General features: G+C 51.8%; 18 protein-coding genes. All 18 read left to right on the top strand.

The annotated features are described in order from the left end of the window. A complete protein-coding gene (locus tag HMPREF1039_RS04200) occupies nucleotides 1-1,377 on the top strand; it encodes a UDP-N-acetylmuramoyl-tripeptide--D-alanyl-D-alanine ligase (protein WP_007391165.1) in 1,377 nt (458 codons plus the stop codon). 5 nt (nucleotides 1,378-1,382) lie between these two features. After that, nucleotides 1,383-2,360 (top strand): phospho-N-acetylmuramoyl-pentapeptide-transferase, encoded by a 978-nt coding sequence (gene mraY / locus HMPREF1039_RS04195; RefSeq protein WP_007391137.1) that lies wholly within the window; start codon nucleotides 1,383-1,385, stop codon nucleotides 2,358-2,360. 28 nt (nucleotides 2,361-2,388) lie between these two features. Then, nucleotides 2,389-3,753, top strand: a complete 1,365-nt coding sequence (gene murD, locus HMPREF1039_RS04190; protein WP_083811856.1) for a UDP-N-acetylmuramoyl-L-alanine--D-glutamate ligase — start codon at nucleotides 2,389-2,391, stop codon at nucleotides 3,751-3,753. Between the two features lie 31 nt (nucleotides 3,754-3,784). Beyond that, the gene (gene murG, locus HMPREF1039_RS04185) at nucleotides 3,785-4,921 is read left to right on the top strand and encodes an undecaprenyldiphospho-muramoylpentapeptide beta-N-acetylglucosaminyltransferase (RefSeq protein ID WP_007391113.1); all 1,137 of its coding nucleotides are present in this window, start codon (nucleotides 3,785-3,787) and stop codon (nucleotides 4,919-4,921) included. Then, nucleotides 4,918-6,312: a UDP-N-acetylmuramate--L-alanine ligase gene (gene murC / locus HMPREF1039_RS04180; protein WP_007391157.1), complete on the top strand. Its 1,395-nt coding sequence runs from the start codon at nucleotides 4,918-4,920 to the stop codon at nucleotides 6,310-6,312. The genes murG and murC overlap by 4 nt, the downstream gene beginning before the upstream one ends. Further along, complete coding sequence (locus HMPREF1039_RS04175; RefSeq protein ID WP_007391203.1) at nucleotides 6,312-7,253, top strand: D-alanine--D-alanine ligase family protein; 942 nt, start codon at nucleotides 6,312-6,314, stop codon at nucleotides 7,251-7,253. Before murC ends, HMPREF1039_RS04175 begins: the two co-directional genes overlap by 1 nt. Before the next feature lie 27 nt (nucleotides 7,254-7,280). Continuing rightward, nucleotides 7,281-8,168, top strand: coding sequence for a cell division protein FtsQ/DivIB (locus tag HMPREF1039_RS04170; protein WP_007391160.1), 888 nt, complete (start codon nucleotides 7,281-7,283; stop codon nucleotides 8,166-8,168). Between the two features lie 123 nt (nucleotides 8,169-8,291). Next, the gene (gene ftsZ, locus HMPREF1039_RS04165) at nucleotides 8,292-9,317 is read left to right on the top strand and encodes a cell division protein FtsZ (RefSeq protein ID WP_007391109.1); all 1,026 of its coding nucleotides are present in this window, start codon (nucleotides 8,292-8,294) and stop codon (nucleotides 9,315-9,317) included. 68 nt (nucleotides 9,318-9,385) lie between these two features. After that, nucleotides 9,386-9,859 carry a transcriptional regulator NrdR gene (gene nrdR / locus HMPREF1039_RS04160; RefSeq protein WP_007391118.1) on the top strand — a complete coding sequence of 158 codons (474 nt, stop codon included), beginning with the start codon at nucleotides 9,386-9,388 and terminating at the stop codon, nucleotides 9,857-9,859. A gap of 17 nt (nucleotides 9,860-9,876) precedes the next feature. Continuing rightward, nucleotides 9,877-11,361 carry a D-glycero-beta-D-manno-heptose 1-phosphate adenylyltransferase gene (gene rfaE2 / locus HMPREF1039_RS04155; protein WP_007391178.1) on the top strand — a complete coding sequence of 495 codons (1,485 nt, stop codon included), beginning with the start codon at nucleotides 9,877-9,879 and terminating at the stop codon, nucleotides 11,359-11,361. A 72-nt stretch (nucleotides 11,362-11,433) separates the two neighbouring features. Then, nucleotides 11,434-11,964 carry a D-glycero-alpha-D-manno-heptose-1,7-bisphosphate 7-phosphatase gene (locus HMPREF1039_RS04150; protein WP_007391174.1) on the top strand — a complete coding sequence of 177 codons (531 nt, stop codon included), beginning with the start codon at nucleotides 11,434-11,436 and terminating at the stop codon, nucleotides 11,962-11,964. After that, nucleotides 11,951-12,982: a glycosyltransferase family 9 protein gene (locus HMPREF1039_RS04145; RefSeq protein WP_007391144.1), complete on the top strand. Its 1,032-nt coding sequence runs from the start codon at nucleotides 11,951-11,953 to the stop codon at nucleotides 12,980-12,982. The genes HMPREF1039_RS04150 and HMPREF1039_RS04145 overlap by 14 nt, the downstream gene beginning before the upstream one ends. A gap of 85 nt (nucleotides 12,983-13,067) precedes the next feature. Then, nucleotides 13,068-13,652, top strand: coding sequence for an outer membrane beta-barrel protein (locus tag HMPREF1039_RS04140; RefSeq protein ID WP_007391147.1), 585 nt, complete (start codon nucleotides 13,068-13,070; stop codon nucleotides 13,650-13,652). Nucleotides 13,653-13,796: 144 nt separating this feature from the next. Beyond that, complete coding sequence (locus HMPREF1039_RS04135) at nucleotides 13,797-14,954, top strand: cysteine desulfurase family protein (RefSeq protein ID WP_007391201.1); 1,158 nt, start codon at nucleotides 13,797-13,799, stop codon at nucleotides 14,952-14,954. Continuing rightward, nucleotides 14,951-16,039 carry a tRNA 2-thiouridine(34) synthase MnmA gene (gene mnmA, locus HMPREF1039_RS04130; protein ID WP_007391202.1) on the top strand — a complete coding sequence of 363 codons (1,089 nt, stop codon included), beginning with the start codon at nucleotides 14,951-14,953 and terminating at the stop codon, nucleotides 16,037-16,039. The genes HMPREF1039_RS04135 and mnmA overlap by 4 nt, the downstream gene beginning before the upstream one ends. A gap of 16 nt (nucleotides 16,040-16,055) precedes the next feature. Then, nucleotides 16,056-17,858, top strand: coding sequence for a translation elongation factor 4 (gene lepA / locus HMPREF1039_RS04125; protein WP_007391207.1), 1,803 nt, complete (start codon nucleotides 16,056-16,058; stop codon nucleotides 17,856-17,858). Then, entirely contained in the window at nucleotides 17,855-18,973 is a 1,119-nt protein-coding gene (gene hemW, locus HMPREF1039_RS04120; protein ID WP_007391185.1) for a radical SAM family heme chaperone HemW, read from the top strand. Before lepA ends, hemW begins: the two co-directional genes overlap by 4 nt. 450 nt (nucleotides 18,974-19,423) lie before the next feature. Continuing rightward, nucleotides 19,424-19,762, top strand: a complete 339-nt coding sequence (locus tag HMPREF1039_RS04115) for a PaaI family thioesterase (protein WP_235720031.1) — start codon at nucleotides 19,424-19,426, stop codon at nucleotides 19,760-19,762. Nucleotides 19,763-19,774: the final 12 nt, after the last annotated feature.

Here is a 19,774-nt window from a genome sequence, read left to right as displayed (position 1 = left end):
ATGGCGACGTTTACGGTAAAGGAAGTGGAACAGGCGACCGGCGCCCGTTTACTTGCGCCGGTGACCGGAGGGAACCGCACGTTTTTACAAGTATATACGGATACGCGTTCGCTGCAAAAAGGGGGACTTTTTGTCGCCCTTAAAGGAGAACGGTTTGACGGGCATGATTTTGTCCTGCAGGCTGTGGCAAAGGGGGCTGCGGGCGTTGTCGTAGCGGCCCGCGAAGAAACGTTTGCCGCCTTGCCCGTGCCGGTGTTCGCAGTCCCCGATACGCTGCGGGCGTATCAAGCATTGGCGCGGTTTCATCGCCGACGCTTTGCCTTGCCGGTGATTGCCGTTACGGGGTCGGTAGGAAAAACGTCGACGCGACAAATGATTGCGTCCGTGTTGTCGCAAAAGTTGCGCGTATGGCAGACGGAAAAGAATTTTAATAATGAAATCGGTTTGCCGAAAACCTTATTGGGATTAACCGCCGAACATGAGGCCTGCGTCGTGGAAATGGGCATGCGCGGCCCGGGACAGATTGCGGAACTTGCGGCCATTGCCGAACCGACAATCGGCGTCGTGACGAATGTCGGTAAAAGTCACATTGAGCTGTTGGGGTCGCAGGAAAATATTGCCAAGGCTAAAGGCGAATTGCCGGCGGCTTTGCCGGCGACCGGTACGGCCGTTTTAAATCAGGATGATTGGCGGGTGGCGGCCATGGCGAAGCTCTGCCGCGGCAAGGTCATCGGGTACGGTACGTCCGTCGGAGCGGCGGTTCGGGCCGGCGAGATACAGACGGATGACAAGGGGTTGTCGTTCATTTGCCGGTGCTTTGATCAAACCTTCCGAGCGACGGTGCCCGTTTTGGGCAAACATCATGTGTATAATGCGTTGGCCGCCGTGGCGACGGCGCGGCTTCTCGGCTTGAGTGAAACGCAGATGTGTAAGGGGTTGGCGGCGTATGCGGGGGTGCCGATGCGGGAAGAATTGGTGCATGTAGGACCCTATACGTTTATTAATGATGCGTATAATGCCAATCCGGCTTCTATGGAAGAAGCCGTACAAACTTTGGCGGCCGTTAAAAAAGAACAAAAAATTGCCGTGTTGGGAGGCATGTTGGAATTGGGCGATTGGACCGTTCGCGAACATGAACTGTTGGGGAAAAAAATCGCCGCCGCTTCTATTACGGCCCTGATTACGTTGGGGACGCCGGCTTCTTATATTGCCGAGGCCGCTGAAAAAGCGGGGATGAAAGCGGTATATCGAGTTTCGGATCATCAAGCGGGGGCGGCCGTATTGCGGGACCTGCTGGAACCCGGGGCGGTCGTTTTGTTGAAAGGATCGCGCGGTTTTACCATGGAAAAGATACTGACGTATTTTGAAGGGATGTAGAAAGTATGGTATATACGTTGTGGTGGGGGTTTTTCATCAGTTTGGCCGTGTCTTTGGCGGCCGGAAAGCCCCTGATCGGCGCGTTGAAAAAATTTCGCGCTCGCCAGTCGGAACGTCCGGAAGGACCGGCCGGTCATAAAAGTAAGGAAGGTACGCCCACCATGGGGGGACTCCTTATTTTGGGCGCCGTGGTCCTTGCCATGGCGCTGTGCCGGGTGTTGTTCGGCGAGGGCGATTGGCGTCAGGGTTCGGTATTGTTTTTGTTTTTAGGCCATGGGGCCATCGGCTTTTTGGATGACCGCATAAAAGCGGTGAAAAAGAGAAATTTGGGATTGACGGCACTGCAAAAGATTGTGTGTCAAATTATTATGGCCGTTATTTTTTGTTTCTTATTGCACACGGTCCTGCATGTTCCCACGACCCTGTGGATTCCCGGGACGACGCTGCATGTGAATTTGGGATATGCGTATTATGTGGTGGTCTTTTTAATGCTCGTAGGTACGGGCAACGCCGTGAATTTGACGGACGGGTTGGACGGTCTGGCGGCCGGTTCCTGCGCGATTACTTTTGCGGCGTACGGGGTCATTGCCATTGCTTTGGGGTATATTCATTTTTCTCTTCTCAGTGCCGTGTTGACCGGCGCCTGCCTGGGCTTTCTTTTCTTTAATCAACATCCCGCCCGCATGTTCATGGGCGATACGGGATCGTTGGCGTTGGGCGGCGCCTTGGCGGGGATGGCGATTTTGACCAAAACCGAGTTGTTGCTGCTGCTCATCGGCGCCTTATATGTAATAGAAACGTTGTCGGTTATTTTACAGGTGCTTTCGTTTAAAACGAGAGGCGTGCGAATTTTTAAAATGAGTCCGATTCATCACCATTTTGAACTGTCCGGTTGGAGTGAAGTGAAAGTGGTGACGGTTTTTTGGATCTTTTCCGCTATTATGGCGGTATTGTCAATTTTTGTCGTGTGGAGTTGTCGATAGGCATAGGAAGTAAAGCGGGTGCAGACAGATGAGTATCATGGATTTTTCAGGAAAACGTGCGGTAGTTATAGGCGGCGGCATTAGCGGACGTTCCGCCGCGATGGCCTTGGTAAAACATGGCGGTACGGTCGTGCTGGCCGATACGCAGCCGCGGGATGTGACGCAAACGCCGTTTGCGGAGTTGCGTGCCGCAGGGGTCGAGTTTTTATTCGGAGCGCAGGATAGCGGCTTGTTGGACGGGGCGGACATCATTGTGCCGTCGCCGGCGATTTCTCCTGAAATTCCTTTGTTACAGGAAGCGGTGCGCCGGCGGATTCCCGTTTGGAGTGAAGTGGAAGTCGCCTGCCGGGTGACGGATGCCGCCATTTTGGCCGTGACCGGTACGAACGGCAAAACGACGACGACTACGTTGCTGGGAGAAATGGTCAAAGCTTCGGGACGGCAAACGGCGGTGGGCGGCAATATCGGCGTCGGTCTGGCACAAGCGGTGACGGACTTACCGCCGCAAGCCGTGGCGGTAGCGGAATTGTCCAGTTTTCAGTTGGAATTGACGTCGTCTTTGCATGCCGCCGGCGCAGTAATTTTGAATATTACGCCGGATCATTTGGATCGCCATCATACGATGGAAGCCTACAGTGCGGCTAAAGAACGAATTTTTTCCAACCAGGAAGCGACGGATACGGCCGTTTTGAATTATGATGATGACCGGGTGCGGAATATGCAGGCCCGCAGGAAAGGGAAGGTCGTATTTTTTTCTACGCAGGGGGAAGTGCCGGAAGGCGCTTTTTATAAGGACCATCAATTAATGTTACGACACGACGGGACGGATACGCTTATTTGCCGGGATTCGGATTTGCAACTGTTCGGCGCACATAATATTCAAAATTGTTTGGCCGCCGTACTGTTGGCGACGGCCGTCGCCATACCCCTGCCGGTTATACGCTCCGTATTGAAACGGTTTCGCGGGGTGGAACATCGGTTGGAAAAGGTGCGCGTGTTGCAGGGCGTTCCCTATTATAACGATTCCAAAGGAACGAATGTGGACGCTTCCATCAAAGCGTTGGAAGCGTTTTCGGGACACCTCATATTGATTGCCGGCGGTCATGATAAAATGACGCCGCTGGATGCGTTTATGAAGTTGGCGGCCCGAAAAGTGGATACGCTGATTCTGGTGGGAGAAAGTGCCGATCGCTTTGCGGCGGCGGCGAAAAAAGCCGGCGTGCGCGATATTCGCAACGTAGGGTATAATATGGAAAAAGCGGTGATGACGGCACGCAAACTGGCCCGTCCGCCGCAACAGGTAGTGTTATCGCCGGCCTGCTCCAGCTTTGATATGTATGATAATTATGAACAACGGGGACGTGTATTTAAAGGCATTGTAAATGCCATATAATGAGTAGGACGGGGAATGAGGAGGAACCGATATGCGACGAGTCATTATTTCCGGAGGCGGTACGGGCGGTCATATTTATCCGGCTCTTACGATTGCACGGGCCATTGCGGCAATGGAAGAGACGGAGTTTTTATATGTAGGTTCACGACGCGGTTTGGAAAATACGTTGATTCCGAAAGAAAATATACCGTTTGTCACGCTGGATGTGCGGGGGTTGGAACGAAAGATTTCTTTGCGGAATTTGCTGACCTTGGGAAAAACGGTCGCCGGGTTGGTGGCGGCCAAAAAAATTATTCGTAAATTTAATCCTCACGTGGTTATCGGCACGGGCGGTTTTGTTTGCGGTCCCGTCTTGCTGGCGGCTTGCTTAAGCGGGATTCCGACACTGATTCAGGAACAGAATGTGATTCCCGGGGTAACCAATACGATTTTAAGTCATTTTGTCAGCCGTATTGCCTTGGGCTATGAAGCGGCGGCGACCCGGTTTCATACGAAATCGAAGTTGGTGTATACGGGCAATCCTGTACGCCGGGAGGTCTTGACGGTGACGAAAGAAGAAGGACGGCGCATTTTGGGATTGGATGCGCGGCGATTTACGCTGGTGGCGGCCGGAGGCAGTCGCGGGGCCCGTTCCATCAATACGGCGATGATTATGGTGCATGAATATTTTAAAAATATGGATGATATTCAAATTATACATGTTACCGGGGAAGACGAATATGCACGGGTCGCGGCGGCTTTGCCGGGGATCGACGCGGACGGTCGCTACGGCCGGGGGAGTAGGATTGTTCCCTACTTATATACGATGCCGGCGGCTTTGGCGGCGGCCGATTTGGCCGTCTATCGTGCCGGTGCGGTCGGCTTGGCGGAATTGACCGTACGGGGGGTTCCGGCAATTTTGATTCCTTATCCGTACGCGGCGGAAGATCATCAGCGTTATAATGCGCAAAATTTGGTGATGCACGGGGCGGCGAAAATGATTCTGGATAAAATGCTGAACGGCAAAGAGTTGTTGGAAGAAATCGTTCGTTTAAAAGAAGACAAAGCTGCATTAGCCGCCATGGCGGCGGCCGGTAGGGCGTTGGGAAAACCGCAGGCCGCTCATGATATTGCTCAATTGGCATTAACTCTTGCGTATGGCGGAAAACAGTATGGGGAGTGTAATTGACGGTGGTAGACTTAAATACAGTAAAGAAAATTCATTTTATAGGGATTGGCGGCGCCGGGATGAGAGCTATTGCCAATATTTTTATTGAAAAAGGCTATATCGTCTCCGGCTCGGATAGTAAACAAACGGAGATTACCGAGCGTTTTGCACGGCAGGGAGCCCGGATTTGTATCGGCCAGCGCCCGGAAAATTTGGCCGATGCGGAAGCGGTCATTGTTTCTACGGCCATTCATCCGGACAATGCGGAATGGCAAGCGGCAAGAGAACGGCATTTGCCTATTTTACATCGCTCCGATGCGTTGGTGCATATTATGAGTTGGGGCAAGGCGATTGCCGTTGCCGGTGCACACGGCAAAACCACTACGTCTTCCATGTTGGGGCAGGTATTTATAGAAGGGCGGTTGCATCCTACGATCGTGATTGGCGGCGAAGTGGATTATTTGCACAGCAATTCGACGTTGGGAACGGGGCCGTACGTTATTGCGGAAGCGGATGAAAGTGACGGGACGTTTTTGAAAGAACATCCCGCCATTGCCGTCGTGACCAATATCGATGCGGATCATATGGATCATTACGGGTCGATGGCACATGTGATTGCGGCGTTCAAGCAATTTATACAACGCCTGGATCCGCAGGACGGAATGGCCGTCTTGTGCTTTGACAATGAGCATATTCGTCGTTTGGCTTCTCAAGTCGGACGCACGTATATTTCTTACGGGTTTGCGGAAGATGCCGAATATACGGCGAAAAATTTGCATTATAAAGAAGGAAAGCATTATTTTGATGTATATCGGCGGCAGGTATTGCTGGGGACGGTATGTTTACAAGTACCGGGGCGGCATAATGTGCTGAATGCCTTGGCGACGATTGCCGTTTCTCTGCATTGCGGTCTTCCTTTTGCGGAGATTGCCGCGGCGTTATGTCGTTTTCACGGGGCTAAACGCAGATTTCAGACAAAAGGGTATGTAGGTACGATTCGGGTCGTAGATGATTATGCCCATCATCCGACGGAAATTAAAGCGACGTTGGCCGCCGCCGGAGATATGGGCACGCACCGCGTGGTTTGCCTGTTTCAGCCGCATCGCTATTCGCGTACGCAATTGTTGCTGGAGCAGTTCGGCACGGCGTTTTCCAACGCCGATATACTGGTAGTGACGGATATTTACGGGGCGGATGAAGATCCCGTGCCCGGCGTGACGGGGCGGCTGATTGTCGACAAGATTAAAGAAAAGACGGGGAAATTGGCGGTGTATATTCCTCGTAAAGAAGATATACTGCCGTTTTTACAAAAAGAAGCCCGCCCGCACGATTTAATTTTAACGATGGGCGCCGGCGATATTTATCGTATCGGCGAAGCGTATATAACGATGGCGAAGGGAGAACGGATGTAATGAGCAAGAATGCGGAACAGATGCGCATTGCCGTGATGGTGGGCGGCCCTTCCACGGAAGCGGCGATTTCCCGGAAAACAGGAGCCGCCGTGGCCGCGGCTCTGCAAGAGAAGGGGTATAAGCCGGAAATTATGGAATTGGTACCGACGATGCTGGCCCGGACGTTGCAGGAAAAAAAGATAGACGTAGTGTTCAATGCCCTGCACGGACGGTACGGGGAAGACGGCGTTTTGCAGGGATTTTGCGAAATGGCGGGGATTCCCTATACCGGACCGGGGGTTATGGCCAGTGCGGTCGGCATGAATAAGGTTATGAGCAAGTGCGCGTTTGCCGGTGCCGGGATTCCCACTGCGCCGTTTGCGTATTATTTTGCCGCACAGTCGCCGGCGGCAATTGTTGCCGCTATAGAACGGGAATTTTCCTTGCCGGTCGTGATTAAGTCGGCCGGACAAGGTTCCAGTATCGGTACGGTTATTGTGCGGGAAGCGGACGCCTTGCCGGAAGCGGTGAAGGAAGCGTTTTCTTACAGCAATTCGATTATTGCGGAACAGTTCATTGACGGGGACGAATTTACGGTGGCGGTTATGGACGATATGGCGTTTCCGGTCATTCAAATTGTTTCCGATACCGGAAAATATGATTATTATTCGAAATATACGCCGGGAGTTGCGAAACATCTTTGTCCGGCGCCGCTTACGGAAACGGCGACTCGGCAGATGCAGGACTTGGCTTTGCAAGTATTTCATCTCTGCCATGCCAGCGGCGTAGCGAGGGTGGATATGATGACGGATGCGGCGGGACGCCCGTTTGTATTGGAAATAAATACCGTTCCGGGAATGACGGAAACCAGTTTGGTTCCCGATGCGGCCCGGGCAATGGGCATGTCTTTTGCCGATTTATGCGAAAAAATTTTACAAGAAGCCTGTACCGGTAAATTTTAAGCAGCGGGGCAGTAAGCGGGAAAGTATATGACACGGAAATTAAGAGACGGACAAGAGCGTTATCAAAACAACCATATGTACGGTACGTCGGGACAACGGCCGGAGGTATTTATTCCTCCGACAGTGCCGACAGTACCGGAAAACACGGCGACACCCGGACCGCGACGTCCCGGTGTGCGGCGTCGCCCGCCGCGCAGAGGGAGCGGCGGGCGACGGCGACGATTCGGTTCGCGGCGTGTGTGGGCGATCGTATTGCTGATTTTTATTATTTGGGGAATTTTGCGAATTGCCCCGGTTCCGTTCGGCAAGGTGACCATACAAGGCAATTCACAGTTGACGACGGCGGATGTTTATCGGGCGGCCGGCGTAGGGGCGCCGATTAATGTGATTCAATTGTCACCGTCGCAAATGGAAAAACGATTGCATGAAGATTTGCGGATCGGCACAGTGTCCGTAAGCCGACGGTTTCCGGCAACGATTGTCGTGCAACTTTCGGAACGACGTCCGATTGCCGTGGTAATGACCATGTTCGGATTCGCTTATGTGGATCCGACGGGAATGATCATGGCTTCGGGAGCACAAATAAAGGGGGCGTCCGTACCGATTATTACGGGCAAAAAAGTGGATACCGTGTTGCTGGGAGATACGTTGACGGATGCGGCGGTACAGGGAGCCTTGCAATATTTGCACGCGTTGCCGGCGTCCGTTCAGGGGCGGATTACGGAAGTCAATGTAGCGAATCCGCAAGATATTATCGCCTATACGGGGGACGGCACGGCCATTCATTTGGGTAAAGGCGATGCGCCGCAAGAGCGGGCGAAAATTACGGGAGAATTGTTGCGGCAGGCGGGCGAACAACGAATTGCCGTGCAATACGTGGATACGGATCCGTCGGCGCCGATTATTAAAAATTAAAAACAGCGGTATTCGCAGGGCGTATTTTTATATTTCATATAGATAAATTTTTCTAGATAGTGTAAAATAATAGAGAATAGTATCTGCACAAAATAGATGCGGTCTTTAAGGAGGAATTTTCAAATGGCGGAGTTTGCAAATATAAAAGTAATCGGAGTTGGCGGCGGCGGCAATAATGCCGTGAATCGCATGATTGAAAGCGGTTTGCAAGGTGTGCAGTTCATCTCGGTAAATACGGAAGACCAAGTACTGGAAGTGTCGGGGGCGGACGTAAAAATTCAGATCGGTGAAAAATTGACCCGCGGTTTGGGTGCCGGCGCCAATCCGCAAGTAGGGGAACAGGCTGCGTTGGAAAGCAAGGAAGAAATTATTAAAGCCCTGCAAGGTGCGGATATGGTGTTTGTTACGGCCGGTATGGGCGGCGGTACGGGTACGGGCGCCGCTCCGGTAGTGGCGGAATGTGCCAAGGAATTGGGCGCCTTGACGGTGGCGGTGGTTACCAAGCCGTTTGCTTTTGAAGGCAAGCGCCGGAAAGAACAGGCGGAAAAAGGCGCGGCGTATTTAAAAGAAAAAGTGGATACGATTATTACGATTCCCAATGATAAGTTGTTGCAAATTATTGATAAAAAAACCCCTCTCAAGGATGCGTTTTTAGTGGCCGATGATGTATTGCGGCAGGGGGTACAGGGAATTTCGGATTTAATTACTACTACCGGTTTAATTAATTTGGATTTTGCGGATGTGAAAACGATTATGTCCGATCAGGGAGAAGCGATCATGGGAATCGGCATCGCTTCCGGAGAAAATCGGGCGGTCGAAGCGGTAGACAGCGCGATTCACAGCGCGTTGCTGGAAACGAGTATTGACGGTGCCCAAAGCATTCTGATTAATGTTACGGGCGGACCGGACATCAGTTTGTATGAAGTCAACGAAGCGGCGGAAAAAGTAGCGGAAGCCGTGGATCCTGACGCCAACATTATCTTCGGGTCCGTAATCGATCCGGACATGGAAGATTCCATACGAATTACCGTAGTGGCAACCGGTTTCGGTAAGGAACCTTCCTCCATTCCTTCTTTCGGTCAAAAAGGCGGCAAGACAGGGACGGCGCAAGGATCCACGAATGTGGAAATTCCGACGTGGATGAGATAGGTACAGGAAAAAAGCGGATCCCGGCGGGTCCGCTTTTTTTGAAGGCCGTACGAGAGGGAGATATACATATGATATGTCCATTTTGTAAAAGTAATGAGAATAAGGTGACGGATTCGCGCACTACGGATGACGGCAGAGCTATTCGGCGCCGTCGGGAATGTCAGCACTGTCGGCGTCGTTTTACTACGTATGAAATGCTGGAAGAAGCGCCGATTGTAGTGATTAAAAGAACCGGAGACCGAGAATTGTTCGATCGCAATAAAATTATTACGGGGCTTTTGCGAGCCTGCAATAAGCGTAAAGTTACGCGGCGACAATTGGAAGAGGTGGTCACTACGGTGGAACGGAGAATTCGCAATTTATTACTGACGGAAGTGACGAGTGAAAAAATCGGGGAAATTGTCTTGAATGAATTGCGGTCCCTGGATGAAGTGGCGTATATCCGCTTTGCCTCCGTTTATCGACAATTTGCCGATTTGGACAGTTTTATGGCGGAATTGAAACATTTAATGGAAAATAAATCGTTTACGGATAAGAAATGAATTAAGCGGAGTAAAAAATGACAGGAAGCTATATTGACAATTTTTTAAATCATCAATTACGTCGATTGCGCATCGCTGTTATGGGGGATGTTATGTTGGATCGGTATGTGTTCGGCACGGTGGAACGCATTTCTCCGGAAGCGCCGGTACCGGTCAACAAGGTGACGCGAACGCGGGCGGTACCGGGAGGCGCCGCGAATGTGGCGGCGAATTTGGCCGGGTTGGAATGTCGGGTATATTTGGCAGGGCTGATCGGTGATGATGAAAACGGTCGCGTTTTTCGGACGCTGGTGCAAAAGGCGCATATTGACGATCGCGGATTATGGCAACGACCGCATCACGCCATGACGACGAAGATGCGTATCTTGGGAGATCGGCAGCAAATGATTCGTTTGGATTTTGAACGGACCGTGACGATTACGGCGGCGGAAGAAGCGTTTTTTCTGCAGTGGTTACAACAACGCATTGCCGACGGATTGGACGGTTTAATACTTTCGGATTACGCCAAAGGCGTATTGTCGCCGCGGCTGACACAATCGTTAATCAAGATGGCTAAGGCGGCGCATATTGTGGTGTTGGCGGATCCGAAGGGCACGAACTGGGAAAAATATAACGGTGCCGATTTTGTTACGCCGAATGTCAAAGAAACGGGAATTTGTTTGGGCACGGCGGTGGCCAATACGCAGGAAGCGGTATACAGAGCGGCCAAGGCTATTCATGAACGATATGAGTTTGCGCATCTTTTGATTACCCGGTCGGAAAAGGGGCTTACTGTAGTCCGGCGGGACGGTAAGTGTTGGTACAGTCCGGCTACGGCACAAGAAGTATTTGATGTATCCGGCGCCGGAGACACGGCGGCAGCTTCGTTTATGGCGGCAATCGGGGCGAAATTATCTATTCGTGCAGGGTTGCAATTGGCCAATACGGCGGCAGGCATTGTGGTTTCAAAAGTCGGCACGCATCCCGTCGGACGGGAAGATTTGCTGCAACTGTGGCGACAACGGCAGGGCCGGCGTTGGCATACCTATCATACGCGTTCCTGGCAAGCGGTAGCGAAAAAAATCAGGCAGTGGCAGGCGGTCGGTGAAACTGTAGTGTTTACGAACGGCTGTTTCGATTTGTTGCATCGCGGACATATTCGGTATTTGCAGCAGGCCGCCGGGCAGGGCGATCATTTGGTTGTCGGCTTGAATGCGGACAGTTCCGTACGGCGATTGAAAGGGGACCGACGCCCGTTGGTGTCCGAAGAAGATCGGGCTATACTACTGCATGCCTTGTCTTGTGTGGAAGAAGTGGTTATATTTTCGGAAGATACGCCGGAACAATTATTGGCGGTGTTACGACCGGATATTTTAGTAAAAGGGGGCGACTATACGCCGGAAGAAGTAGCCGGCAGGTCGTATGTGAAGGAAGTCAAAATTATGCCCTTTTGTGAAGGGTATTCCACTAGTGCGCTGGTTGCGAAGATTTGTACCGTGTATGGGGTGAAAACCGGGGAATAGCGGCGAGAAACGGTTTTTCGAAATAACTTTTCGTAAGACTGTTTCTTTTTTTACGGAGAAAGGAAGAAGTGTGTGCAATATAGCGTAAAAGCGGCGTTTTTAGATCGCGACGGCGTGTTAAATAAAGATACGGGATATGTCGGCAGTATTGCGGACTTTCAATGGCAGGAAGGCGCGAAAGAGGCGTTGCGTATATTGACGGAATGGGAGTATACTATTATTATCGTCACGAATCAGAGCGGTGTGGCGCGAGGGTATTATACGGAAGAGGCTGTCCGGCGGTTGCATCACTGGTTGAGTGTGGAAGCTGTTCGGTGCGGCAGCCGGATTACTGCCGTATATTATTGTCCGTATTTGCCCGGCGCACCGATAAAAGCGTATGATTATGACAGTGATTGGCGAAAACCCAATCCCGGTATGGTGTTACAAGCGTGTAAAGACTATGCTGTTGAACGGAGCCGGTCGTTTCTGATCGGGGATTCGCCTCGTGATATAGAATGCGGTAAACGGGCCCGGGTGGACAGTTATTTGTTTACCGGCGGTTCTTTGGCGGATTTCGTACGAAATATATTGAAAGAAAGGAAACAAAGTGGAAGATTATAAAAATATATTGGTCATTCGCATGAGTTCCCTGGGTGATATTATTCATACGTTACCGACCTTATACGCATTGCGAAAAAATTGGCCGCAGGCGCGGATCGTATGGGCCGTTCATCCGCAATTCAAGCCGGTGTTGCCGGGAAAACCGTATATTGACGACATGGTATGTGTGGAGGAACGGCGATTGTTGTATCCGCCGTATTGGTATACTTTGCGGAAGCGGTTGCATTCGTATCATTTTGACCTTTCTCTGGACTTGCAGGGGTGGGCGAAAAGTGCGGTCGTCGCGTTGTGCAGCGGGGCAACTCGCCGTGTCGGGTATGGCGAGTTGGCGGAAGGCAGCCGGCTGGTCAGTAAAATGTTGATCGGCCCTCATTGTCACGGCAATCTTGTAGAACGGTACTTGGATACGGTACGTGCCTTGGGCGGCACGACGGATACGGTAGCGTTTCCCCTGCCCGATCTCGGGGCGGCGACGCAGGCGACGGCGGCGGTCATGCAACAAGACGGCATAGGAGAAACGTATGTCGTGGCGGTGCCCGGCGCCCGATGGGCCTTAAAAGAATGGCCCTTACCGCAGTGGCGGGAGTTGTTGCGGCGGATTACGGCACAAGGGATGCCCGTCGTGTTATTGGGCAGTAAAGCGGACGGACCGAAAGGCGAGTATTTGCGCCGGGAGGTTCCTTCTCCTTATTTGCGGGATTATATCGGCAAGACGACGATTTTGGAAATGATGGCGATCATTCGCGGCGCGTCGCTGTTTATCAGCGCCGATACGGGACCGTTGCATGCGGCCAATGCGTTGCAACGGCCGTTAATCGCGTTATTCGGGACAACCGGTGCTGCACGAAGCGCTCCGTATCACGGCGGAGACAAGCAACATATTCAAGTGCTCATCTCGCCTACGGCCAGGGCGGATGCCCGCCATCCGAAGATTAAAGATCCCGATTGTATGCGGCAGATTACAGTGGATCGGGTGTGGGAAGCGTATGAACAAAGTCGGCGGAAATTTCGTTTTTAAAGATTGTCGGGAAACTTTTATTTTGCAGCTATATTCGGTATAATATGAATAAATAGACGGATACGTTATATGGGAGGTGCAAGGTATGAAAAAAAAGTGTATTATGAGTACGATCATGGCCTGCCTGGTGCTCGGCGCGCCGGCGATGGCGGCGCCGTTACAACAGCCGCAACCCGGCGATCTGAAGGTGAATATCAACTATGGATTGCAACAAAAGGAAGGCAATCATGCCGCCAATCATCATTTTGCCGGCGGCGATGTTACGTATGTGCTTTCGCCGAAATGGGGCATACAGTATCAAAATAATTATGTACGCGGCAATACGGGTAATCGCGTGAGTGAACATGTATTGACCGGCGATTATTATATCAATGAGCAGTTGACCGCGTTTGCCGGCGGTACGTATGTACAGGCGGAGAAAGCGGGGGTCAGCAAAAATTCGTACGGCTATCAATGGGGCGTGAAGGGACAAATGCAGTTGCCGTTTCATTTGCAGGGATATGCCCGTATCGGAGTGGGCAATAAAATTAATTCGTATACTGTAGGTGTAGGGTATGAAGTATTGCCGGGAATTGATGCGCATCTTCAATATCGACGCAGTCGTATTCGGACCGCCGGATATGATGACAGTGTACACGGTGTACAAGTCGGTATGGGGTATAAATTCTAAATACGAACATTGCAAGGCGAGTTGCCGCATTGTAAGGCAACTCGCCTTTTTTTACGGTAGGAAGGGCACGGAAGCACCGGACCGGTCAGCAGGTACCGGTTTATGGTATAATAATAGATAAAGCTTGAGAAAGGAAGAATGTCGATGGAACGGGTGTATTTGGATTATGCGGCGGCAACGCCGTTAGACAGCCGCGTGCTGGCGGCGATGATGCCTTATCTTACGACCCGGTACGGAAATCCGTCGAGCCTGCATTATTGGGGCCAACAAGCGCGGGCGGCCGTGCAGCGCAGTCGGGAAAAAATAGCGACATCGTTGGCGGTGCCGAGTACGCGGATGGTCTTTACCGGCGGCGGTACGGAAGCGGATAATTTAGCAATTCTGGGATATTTGCGGGCCAATTTTCCGCACGGCGGGCATCTCGTTACGACCGCCGTGGAACATCATGCCGTATTGCGTACGTTTGATTTTTTGGCAACGCAGGGATATGAGGTAACGCAGGTGCCGGTACAGGCGGACGGGAGAGTTGCCGCCGACGCCGTGGCGGCGGCTTTGCGGCAGGATACGGTACTGGTTTCGGTGATGGCTGTCAATAATGAAACCGGCGCATGTCAGCCGGTGGAGGCCATTGCCGCCCTGACCCGGGAACGTCACATCGCCTTTCACGTGGATGCCGTACAGTCGTATGGATATAGGGCTTGGCACCCGGCAGATACGGGAATTGATTTATTGACCATATGCAGTCATAAAATTTATGGACCGAAGGGGGTCGGCGCACTATATATAGGTCCGGGCATACAGGTGGCTCCGGACACTTACGGCGGTCCGCAGGAACATCGCCTGCGGGCCGGTACGGAAAATGTGGCGGCCATTGTCGGCTTCGGTAAGGCCGCGGAATTGTTGGAACAGGAACGGCCCGCACGGATTTGCCGGGTAACGGCTTTACGCACGCTGCTATATGAGTCGCTGCTATCATCCCCGGACTTGCGGGATATACGATATAACGGCAGTCGCCATCATACGGCGCCGCATATTATAAATATCAGTTTGGCGGGAGCCGACAGTGCGGTCCTGCTTATTGCGCTTGACCGCTTGGGCATTGCCGTGTCGGCCGGTTCCGCCTGTGAGGCGGGGGCGGTCCGCCCATCGCATGTATTACAGGCGATGGGCGTGCCGGATAAATGGTTGCGGGGAAGTTTGCGGATTTCCTTGGGAAAAGAAACTACGGCCGATGATATTCGGCGTTTTGTTGCGGCGTTACAGAAGGTGGCGACCGGCATATATAAAGGAGAAAGACTATGAAACAATGTGTGGCCGTAGCCATGAGCGGCGGCGTGGACAGTTCCGTTACCGCCGGATTATTGCAACGCCGGGGATTGGATGTTATCGGTATTACGTTGCGGCTTTGGGAGGCGCCGCCGACGTGTGAAGTCACGGAAAATATTCATGCGTGCTGTTCCCTGTCCGCCGTGGAGGATGCCAAGGCGGTGGCGGATGTATTGGGAATTCCGCATTATACGCTGGATTTTCGGGACGTATTTTCGCAAGACGTTATTACCTATTTTATACAGGCGTATAAGGACGGCAAAACGCCGAATCCGTGTATTGCCTGTAATAAATGGATAAAATTCGGATTGTTATGGCAACGGGCGCAACAATTCGGCGCCGATTTTTTAGCTACCGGCCACTATGCACGGATCGTGTATGATGCCCGACGAAAGGTGTATTCCTTGTTGCGCGGGGCGGACCGGCGGAAAGATCAATCGTATGTATTGTATCAGTTACAGCAGGACCTGTTGCCGCATATTCTGTTTCCCATGGCCGAGTTGACGAAGACGGAAACCAGACGCTTGGCGAAAGAATGGCATTTGCCGGTATTTAACAAGCCCGAAAGTCAGGATATTTGTTTTATTCCCGACAATGATTATAAAAAATTTTTGCGCAGCCGGGCACCGCAACATTTTATTCCCGGAAATTTTGTGGATAAAGAGGGGCGGGTTCTCGGGACGCATGCCGGCATTCCCTGCTATACGGTCGGACAACGGCGCGGCCTGCATTTAGGAGGACCGGGCGGCCCTTACTATGTTACGGCCCTGGACGTACCGCACAATCGGGTCATTGTCGGCGGCGCGGCGGATTTATTCCGAACCGCGGTTGAAGTACAGGAGGTTACATGGGTGGAAGAAACGCCTGAAACGGATTTTTCCGCCTTGGGGAAAATTCGCTATGCCGCCAAAGAAGCACCGTGTCGGGTACATGTGTCGGACGGCGCCCGGATGCGGGTGGAATTTGTAACCCCGCAACGCGCGGTTACCGCCGGGCAGGCACTGGTGTTATATGATGCGGCTACGGGCGAGCGCGTATTGGGCGGCGGTATTATTGTTTAAGTAAAGGAGAAGGACAGTGGCGACGAAATATATTCGTAATTTTTCCATTATTGCCCATATCGATCACGGCAAATCGACATTAGCCGACCGCTTGTTGGAACGAACGGGAACTGTCTCGCAACGGGAAATGGAAGAGCAAGTATTGGATACGATGGATTTGGAGCGAGAACGGGGGATTACGATTAAAGCGCAATCGGCCCGCTTGGTATATGATGCAAAAGACGGGCATCAGTATACGCTGAATTTGATCGATACGCCCGGGCATGTCGATTTTAATTATGAAGTATCCCGCAGTTTGGCGGCCTGTGAAGGCGCCTTACTGATTGTCGATGCGACGCAGGGCGTGGAAGCGCAGACCTTGGCCAATGTGTATTTGGCCCTGGAACATGACTTGGAAATTATTCCCATCATCAATAAAATTGATTTGCCGAGTGCGGATCCGGAGCGGGTGCGACGGGAGATTGAAGACGTAATCGGTTTGGATGCGGAAAATGCTATTTTAGTCAGCGCCAAAACGGGTCAGGGAATTGATGATGTGCTGGAAGCGATTGTCCGCTATATACCGGCGCCGGAAGAGGCGCCGCAGAAACCGTTGCGCGCCTTGATTTTCGATTCGCATTTTGATGCCTATAAAGGCGCGATTGCCAACATTCGGATTATGGAAGGGACCCTCCGGGCGGGACAAAAAATACGCATGATGGCCACGGGAAAAGAATTTGAAGTGATTGAAACCGGGGTCTTTTTACCGCAAATGCATAAGGTAGCCGCCTTGGAATGCGGCAGTGTAGGATATTTGGCGGCGGGCATGAAAAATGTGCGGGACTGCCGGGTGGGAGATACGGTGACGACGGCGACGCACTCGGCGCAAACGCCGCTGCCGGGGTATCGCAAAGCGGTACCGATGGTATATTGCGGATTGTATCCCTTGGAAACTAATGAATATGATGCCTTACGGGATGCGTTGGAAAAATTGCATCTCAATGATGCGGCGCTGCTGTTTGAACCGGAAACGTCAACTGCGTTGGGTTTCGGATTTCGGTGCGGCTTTTTGGGATTGTTACATATGGACGTGATTCGCGAACGGTTGGAACGGGAATACGGACTGTCTTTAATCACTACGGCGCCGTCCGTCAACTATCATGTATACTGCACGGACGGCACTATGGTGACCGTCGATAATCCGTCCCTCATGCCCGACATGAGCAAGATTGAACGCATTGAAGAACCGCTGGTAAAAACCTCGATTATTGTGCCGAAAGATATGGTGGGCACGGTAATGGAAATTTCTCAAAATCGACGCGGGCAGTATGTGACGATGGATTATTTGGATGAAACGCGGGTTTCTTTGGTATATAATTTACCGTTGTGTGAAATTTTATATGATTATTTTGACACGTTGAAATCGGCTACGCGGGGATACGCATCGGTAGATTACGCGTTAAACGGGTATCAAGTGTCACCGATGGTAAAAATGGATATTTTGATTAACGGCGAAACCGTCGATGCCCTGAGCGTGATTGTGCATCGTGAGTTTGCGGCGCGGCGCGGTCGGGCGTTGGTAGAAAAATTACGCGGCTTAATTCCGCGGCAATTATTTCAAATCCCCATTCAGGCCGCTGTGGGCAATAAAATTATTGCCCGGGAAAATGTAGCGGCATTGCGCAAAGATGTTTTGGCGAAATGTTACGGCGGGGATATTTCGCGAAAACGAAAATTGTTGGAAAAACAAAAAGCAGGAAAAAAACGGATGAAACAATTCGGTACGGTGGAAATTCCGCAAGAGGCCTTTATGGCGGTGCTCAAGGTGGAGGAATCGTGATCGGCATTTATATCCATATTCCGTTTTGTACCGGCAAATGCCGCTATTGCGATTTTCCTTCCTATAGCGGCGTTTCTTCGTATTATGAAGCGTATGTCGAGGCGGTTTGTCGGGAACTATCGGCGTATACGGGCGATACCCGGGCGGATACGGTATATTTCGGCGGCGGCACGCCGTCCGTCTTGCCGACGGCGTTGCTGGAAAAGTTGCTGCACACGGTACAACAGGTGTTTTCTTTGGCGCCGGCGACCGAAATTACGGCGGAAGCCAATCCGGAAAGTTTGCGGCGGGAGCAGTGTGAAAAGTGGGCGGCCTTGGGCATCAACCGCGTATCGTTGGGCGTACAAACTTTTCATGACGCGCTGTTGCAGTCTTTAGGGCGGTTACATACGGCGGCGCAGGCGTATGAAGCGCTGCAAGCGGTGGCGGCGGCGGGGATTACGAATATTTCTCTGGATTTGATGTACGGGTTGCCGGGGCAAACGTTACAAGCGTTTAAGGAAGATATTCAGACTCTTTCCCGCCTACCCGTGACGCATGTGTCCATATACCGGCTGACGGTGGAAGAACATACGCCGCTGTGGCACAGTGTACAGGCCGGCAAAGAACGTGTCGCCAATGCGGCGGAGGTGGAGGCGATGCAGCAGTATCTGTATGGGACGATGCGGCAAATGGGATTTGAACATTATGAAATTTCCGCCTATGCCAAGCCGGGGTATCGTGCACGTCATAATTGCAAGTATTGGCGGTATGAGCCGTATATCGGGTTCGGTGCGGCGGCCCATTCGTTTGACGGACAAACCCGCCGGTGCAATGTACGCAGTTTGCCGCAGTATATCCGTTCCTGTACGACCTCCGGGCGCATACAAGAGGAGACCCGCATAGCGGCGGCGCGGGCCATGGAAGATTATTGTTTTTTGGCCTTGCGGATGCGGGACGGCATTGATTATGATGATTTTTTTCAGCGTTTTCAGGTGTCGTTCGGCAGTCAATTCGGGCGGACGGAGAGGCGATTATACGAGCAGGGATTGCTGCAGCGGACTGAAAAAGGCTGTGCGTTGACCCCGTTGGGATTGGCCTACGGAAATTATGTATTCAGTCGTTTTTTGCGTTGAACAGGGAACGGGAAGGTATTGACAAGCGGGCGCCGTTCTACGTATAATTAGCAACATGACATGTGTCTGTGGTTGTAAGTCGATGCCAGTCGCAGGCGAAGCGATCCACGTAAGGGACGGAAAACCGTTCTGATCATAGTGCGGCCTAGAAGTAAGTCCTGCCGCAAAAGCGAGAGGATGAGTAGTGGGGGATTCGAATATCTAAGAGCGAAAATTCCGGCAGGCGGGTGTGGGGGTAAAAACCAGGTCAGGCATGTCGAAAAAAGCCGTTTTATAGCGGCTTTTTTTATGCGTAACAGGGATAGTGAATGGTTGACGTTTTATTTTGCCTATAGTAAAATAAATAAGTGTCTATATAGGAAACGGGAGGCACGTTATGAAAGTGAATCTTGATATAATAAATGGAAAAATTAAAAAAATCCATTTGCTTCTTTTTTACACTTTCAAGCCGTGCAAGCGACCGGAGACAGTGTAACACTGGTGTTTCATAATCGGGGGACGACTTGGAATAATCCCAATCAAACCATGTACGGGGGCATTTTATATGCCATGGCGGATTCGGCTATGTCCTTAGCCTGTGAAGCCGCGGGTAAGCCGGTGGTCACCTTGGATTTGGCGATGAATTACTTGGCGCCGGCTTGGGCCGATACTTGCATTCGGGCAGTGGCCACCTTGATTCATCAGGGGCGTACGACGATGGTGGGTCTTTGTGATTTTTATGATGATCGGGATCGGTATTTAGCGCATGGACGGGGAACTTTTTTTGTCACGGACAAAAACGAGGTGTAACAGGAGAGGGGT

The sequence above is a fragment of the Megasphaera lornae genome, from assembly GCF_000214495.1.
Taxonomy (GTDB): Bacteria; Bacillota; Negativicutes; order Veillonellales; family Megasphaeraceae; genus Megasphaera; species Megasphaera lornae.
The sequence above is the reverse complement of the archived record's forward strand: the minus strand, read 5'-3'. Positions and strand labels throughout refer to the sequence as shown.

Excerpts from the sequence above, each read along its gene's own strand:
- HMPREF1039_RS04170 (WP_007391160.1), top strand. The coding sequence starts at position 7,281 with ATGACACGGAAATTAAGAGACGGACAAGAGCGTTATCAAAACAACCAT.
- HMPREF1039_RS04140 (WP_007391147.1), top strand. The coding sequence starts at position 13,068 with ATGAAAAAAAAGTGTATTATGAGTACGATCATGGCCTGCCTGGTGCTC.
- murD (WP_083811856.1), top strand. The coding sequence starts at position 2,389 with ATGAGTATCATGGATTTTTCAGGAAAACGTGCGGTAGTTATAGGCGGC.
- HMPREF1039_RS04200 (WP_007391165.1), top strand. The coding sequence starts at position 1 with ATGGCGACGTTTACGGTAAAGGAAGTGGAACAGGCGACCGGCGCCCGT.
- ftsZ (WP_007391109.1), top strand. The coding sequence starts at position 8,292 with ATGGCGGAGTTTGCAAATATAAAAGTAATCGGAGTTGGCGGCGGCGGC.
- rfaE2 (WP_007391178.1), top strand. The coding sequence starts at position 9,877 with ATGACAGGAAGCTATATTGACAATTTTTTAAATCATCAATTACGTCGA.
- nrdR (WP_007391118.1), top strand. The coding sequence starts at position 9,386 with ATGATATGTCCATTTTGTAAAAGTAATGAGAATAAGGTGACGGATTCG.
- HMPREF1039_RS04135 (WP_007391201.1), top strand. The coding sequence starts at position 13,797 with ATGGAACGGGTGTATTTGGATTATGCGGCGGCAACGCCGTTAGACAGC.
- murG (WP_007391113.1), top strand. The coding sequence starts at position 3,785 with ATGCGACGAGTCATTATTTCCGGAGGCGGTACGGGCGGTCATATTTAT.
- HMPREF1039_RS04175 (WP_007391203.1), top strand. The coding sequence starts at position 6,312 with ATGAGCAAGAATGCGGAACAGATGCGCATTGCCGTGATGGTGGGCGGC.
- mnmA (WP_007391202.1), top strand. The coding sequence starts at position 14,951 with ATGAAACAATGTGTGGCCGTAGCCATGAGCGGCGGCGTGGACAGTTCC.
- mraY (WP_007391137.1), top strand. The coding sequence starts at position 1,383 with ATGGTATATACGTTGTGGTGGGGGTTTTTCATCAGTTTGGCCGTGTCT.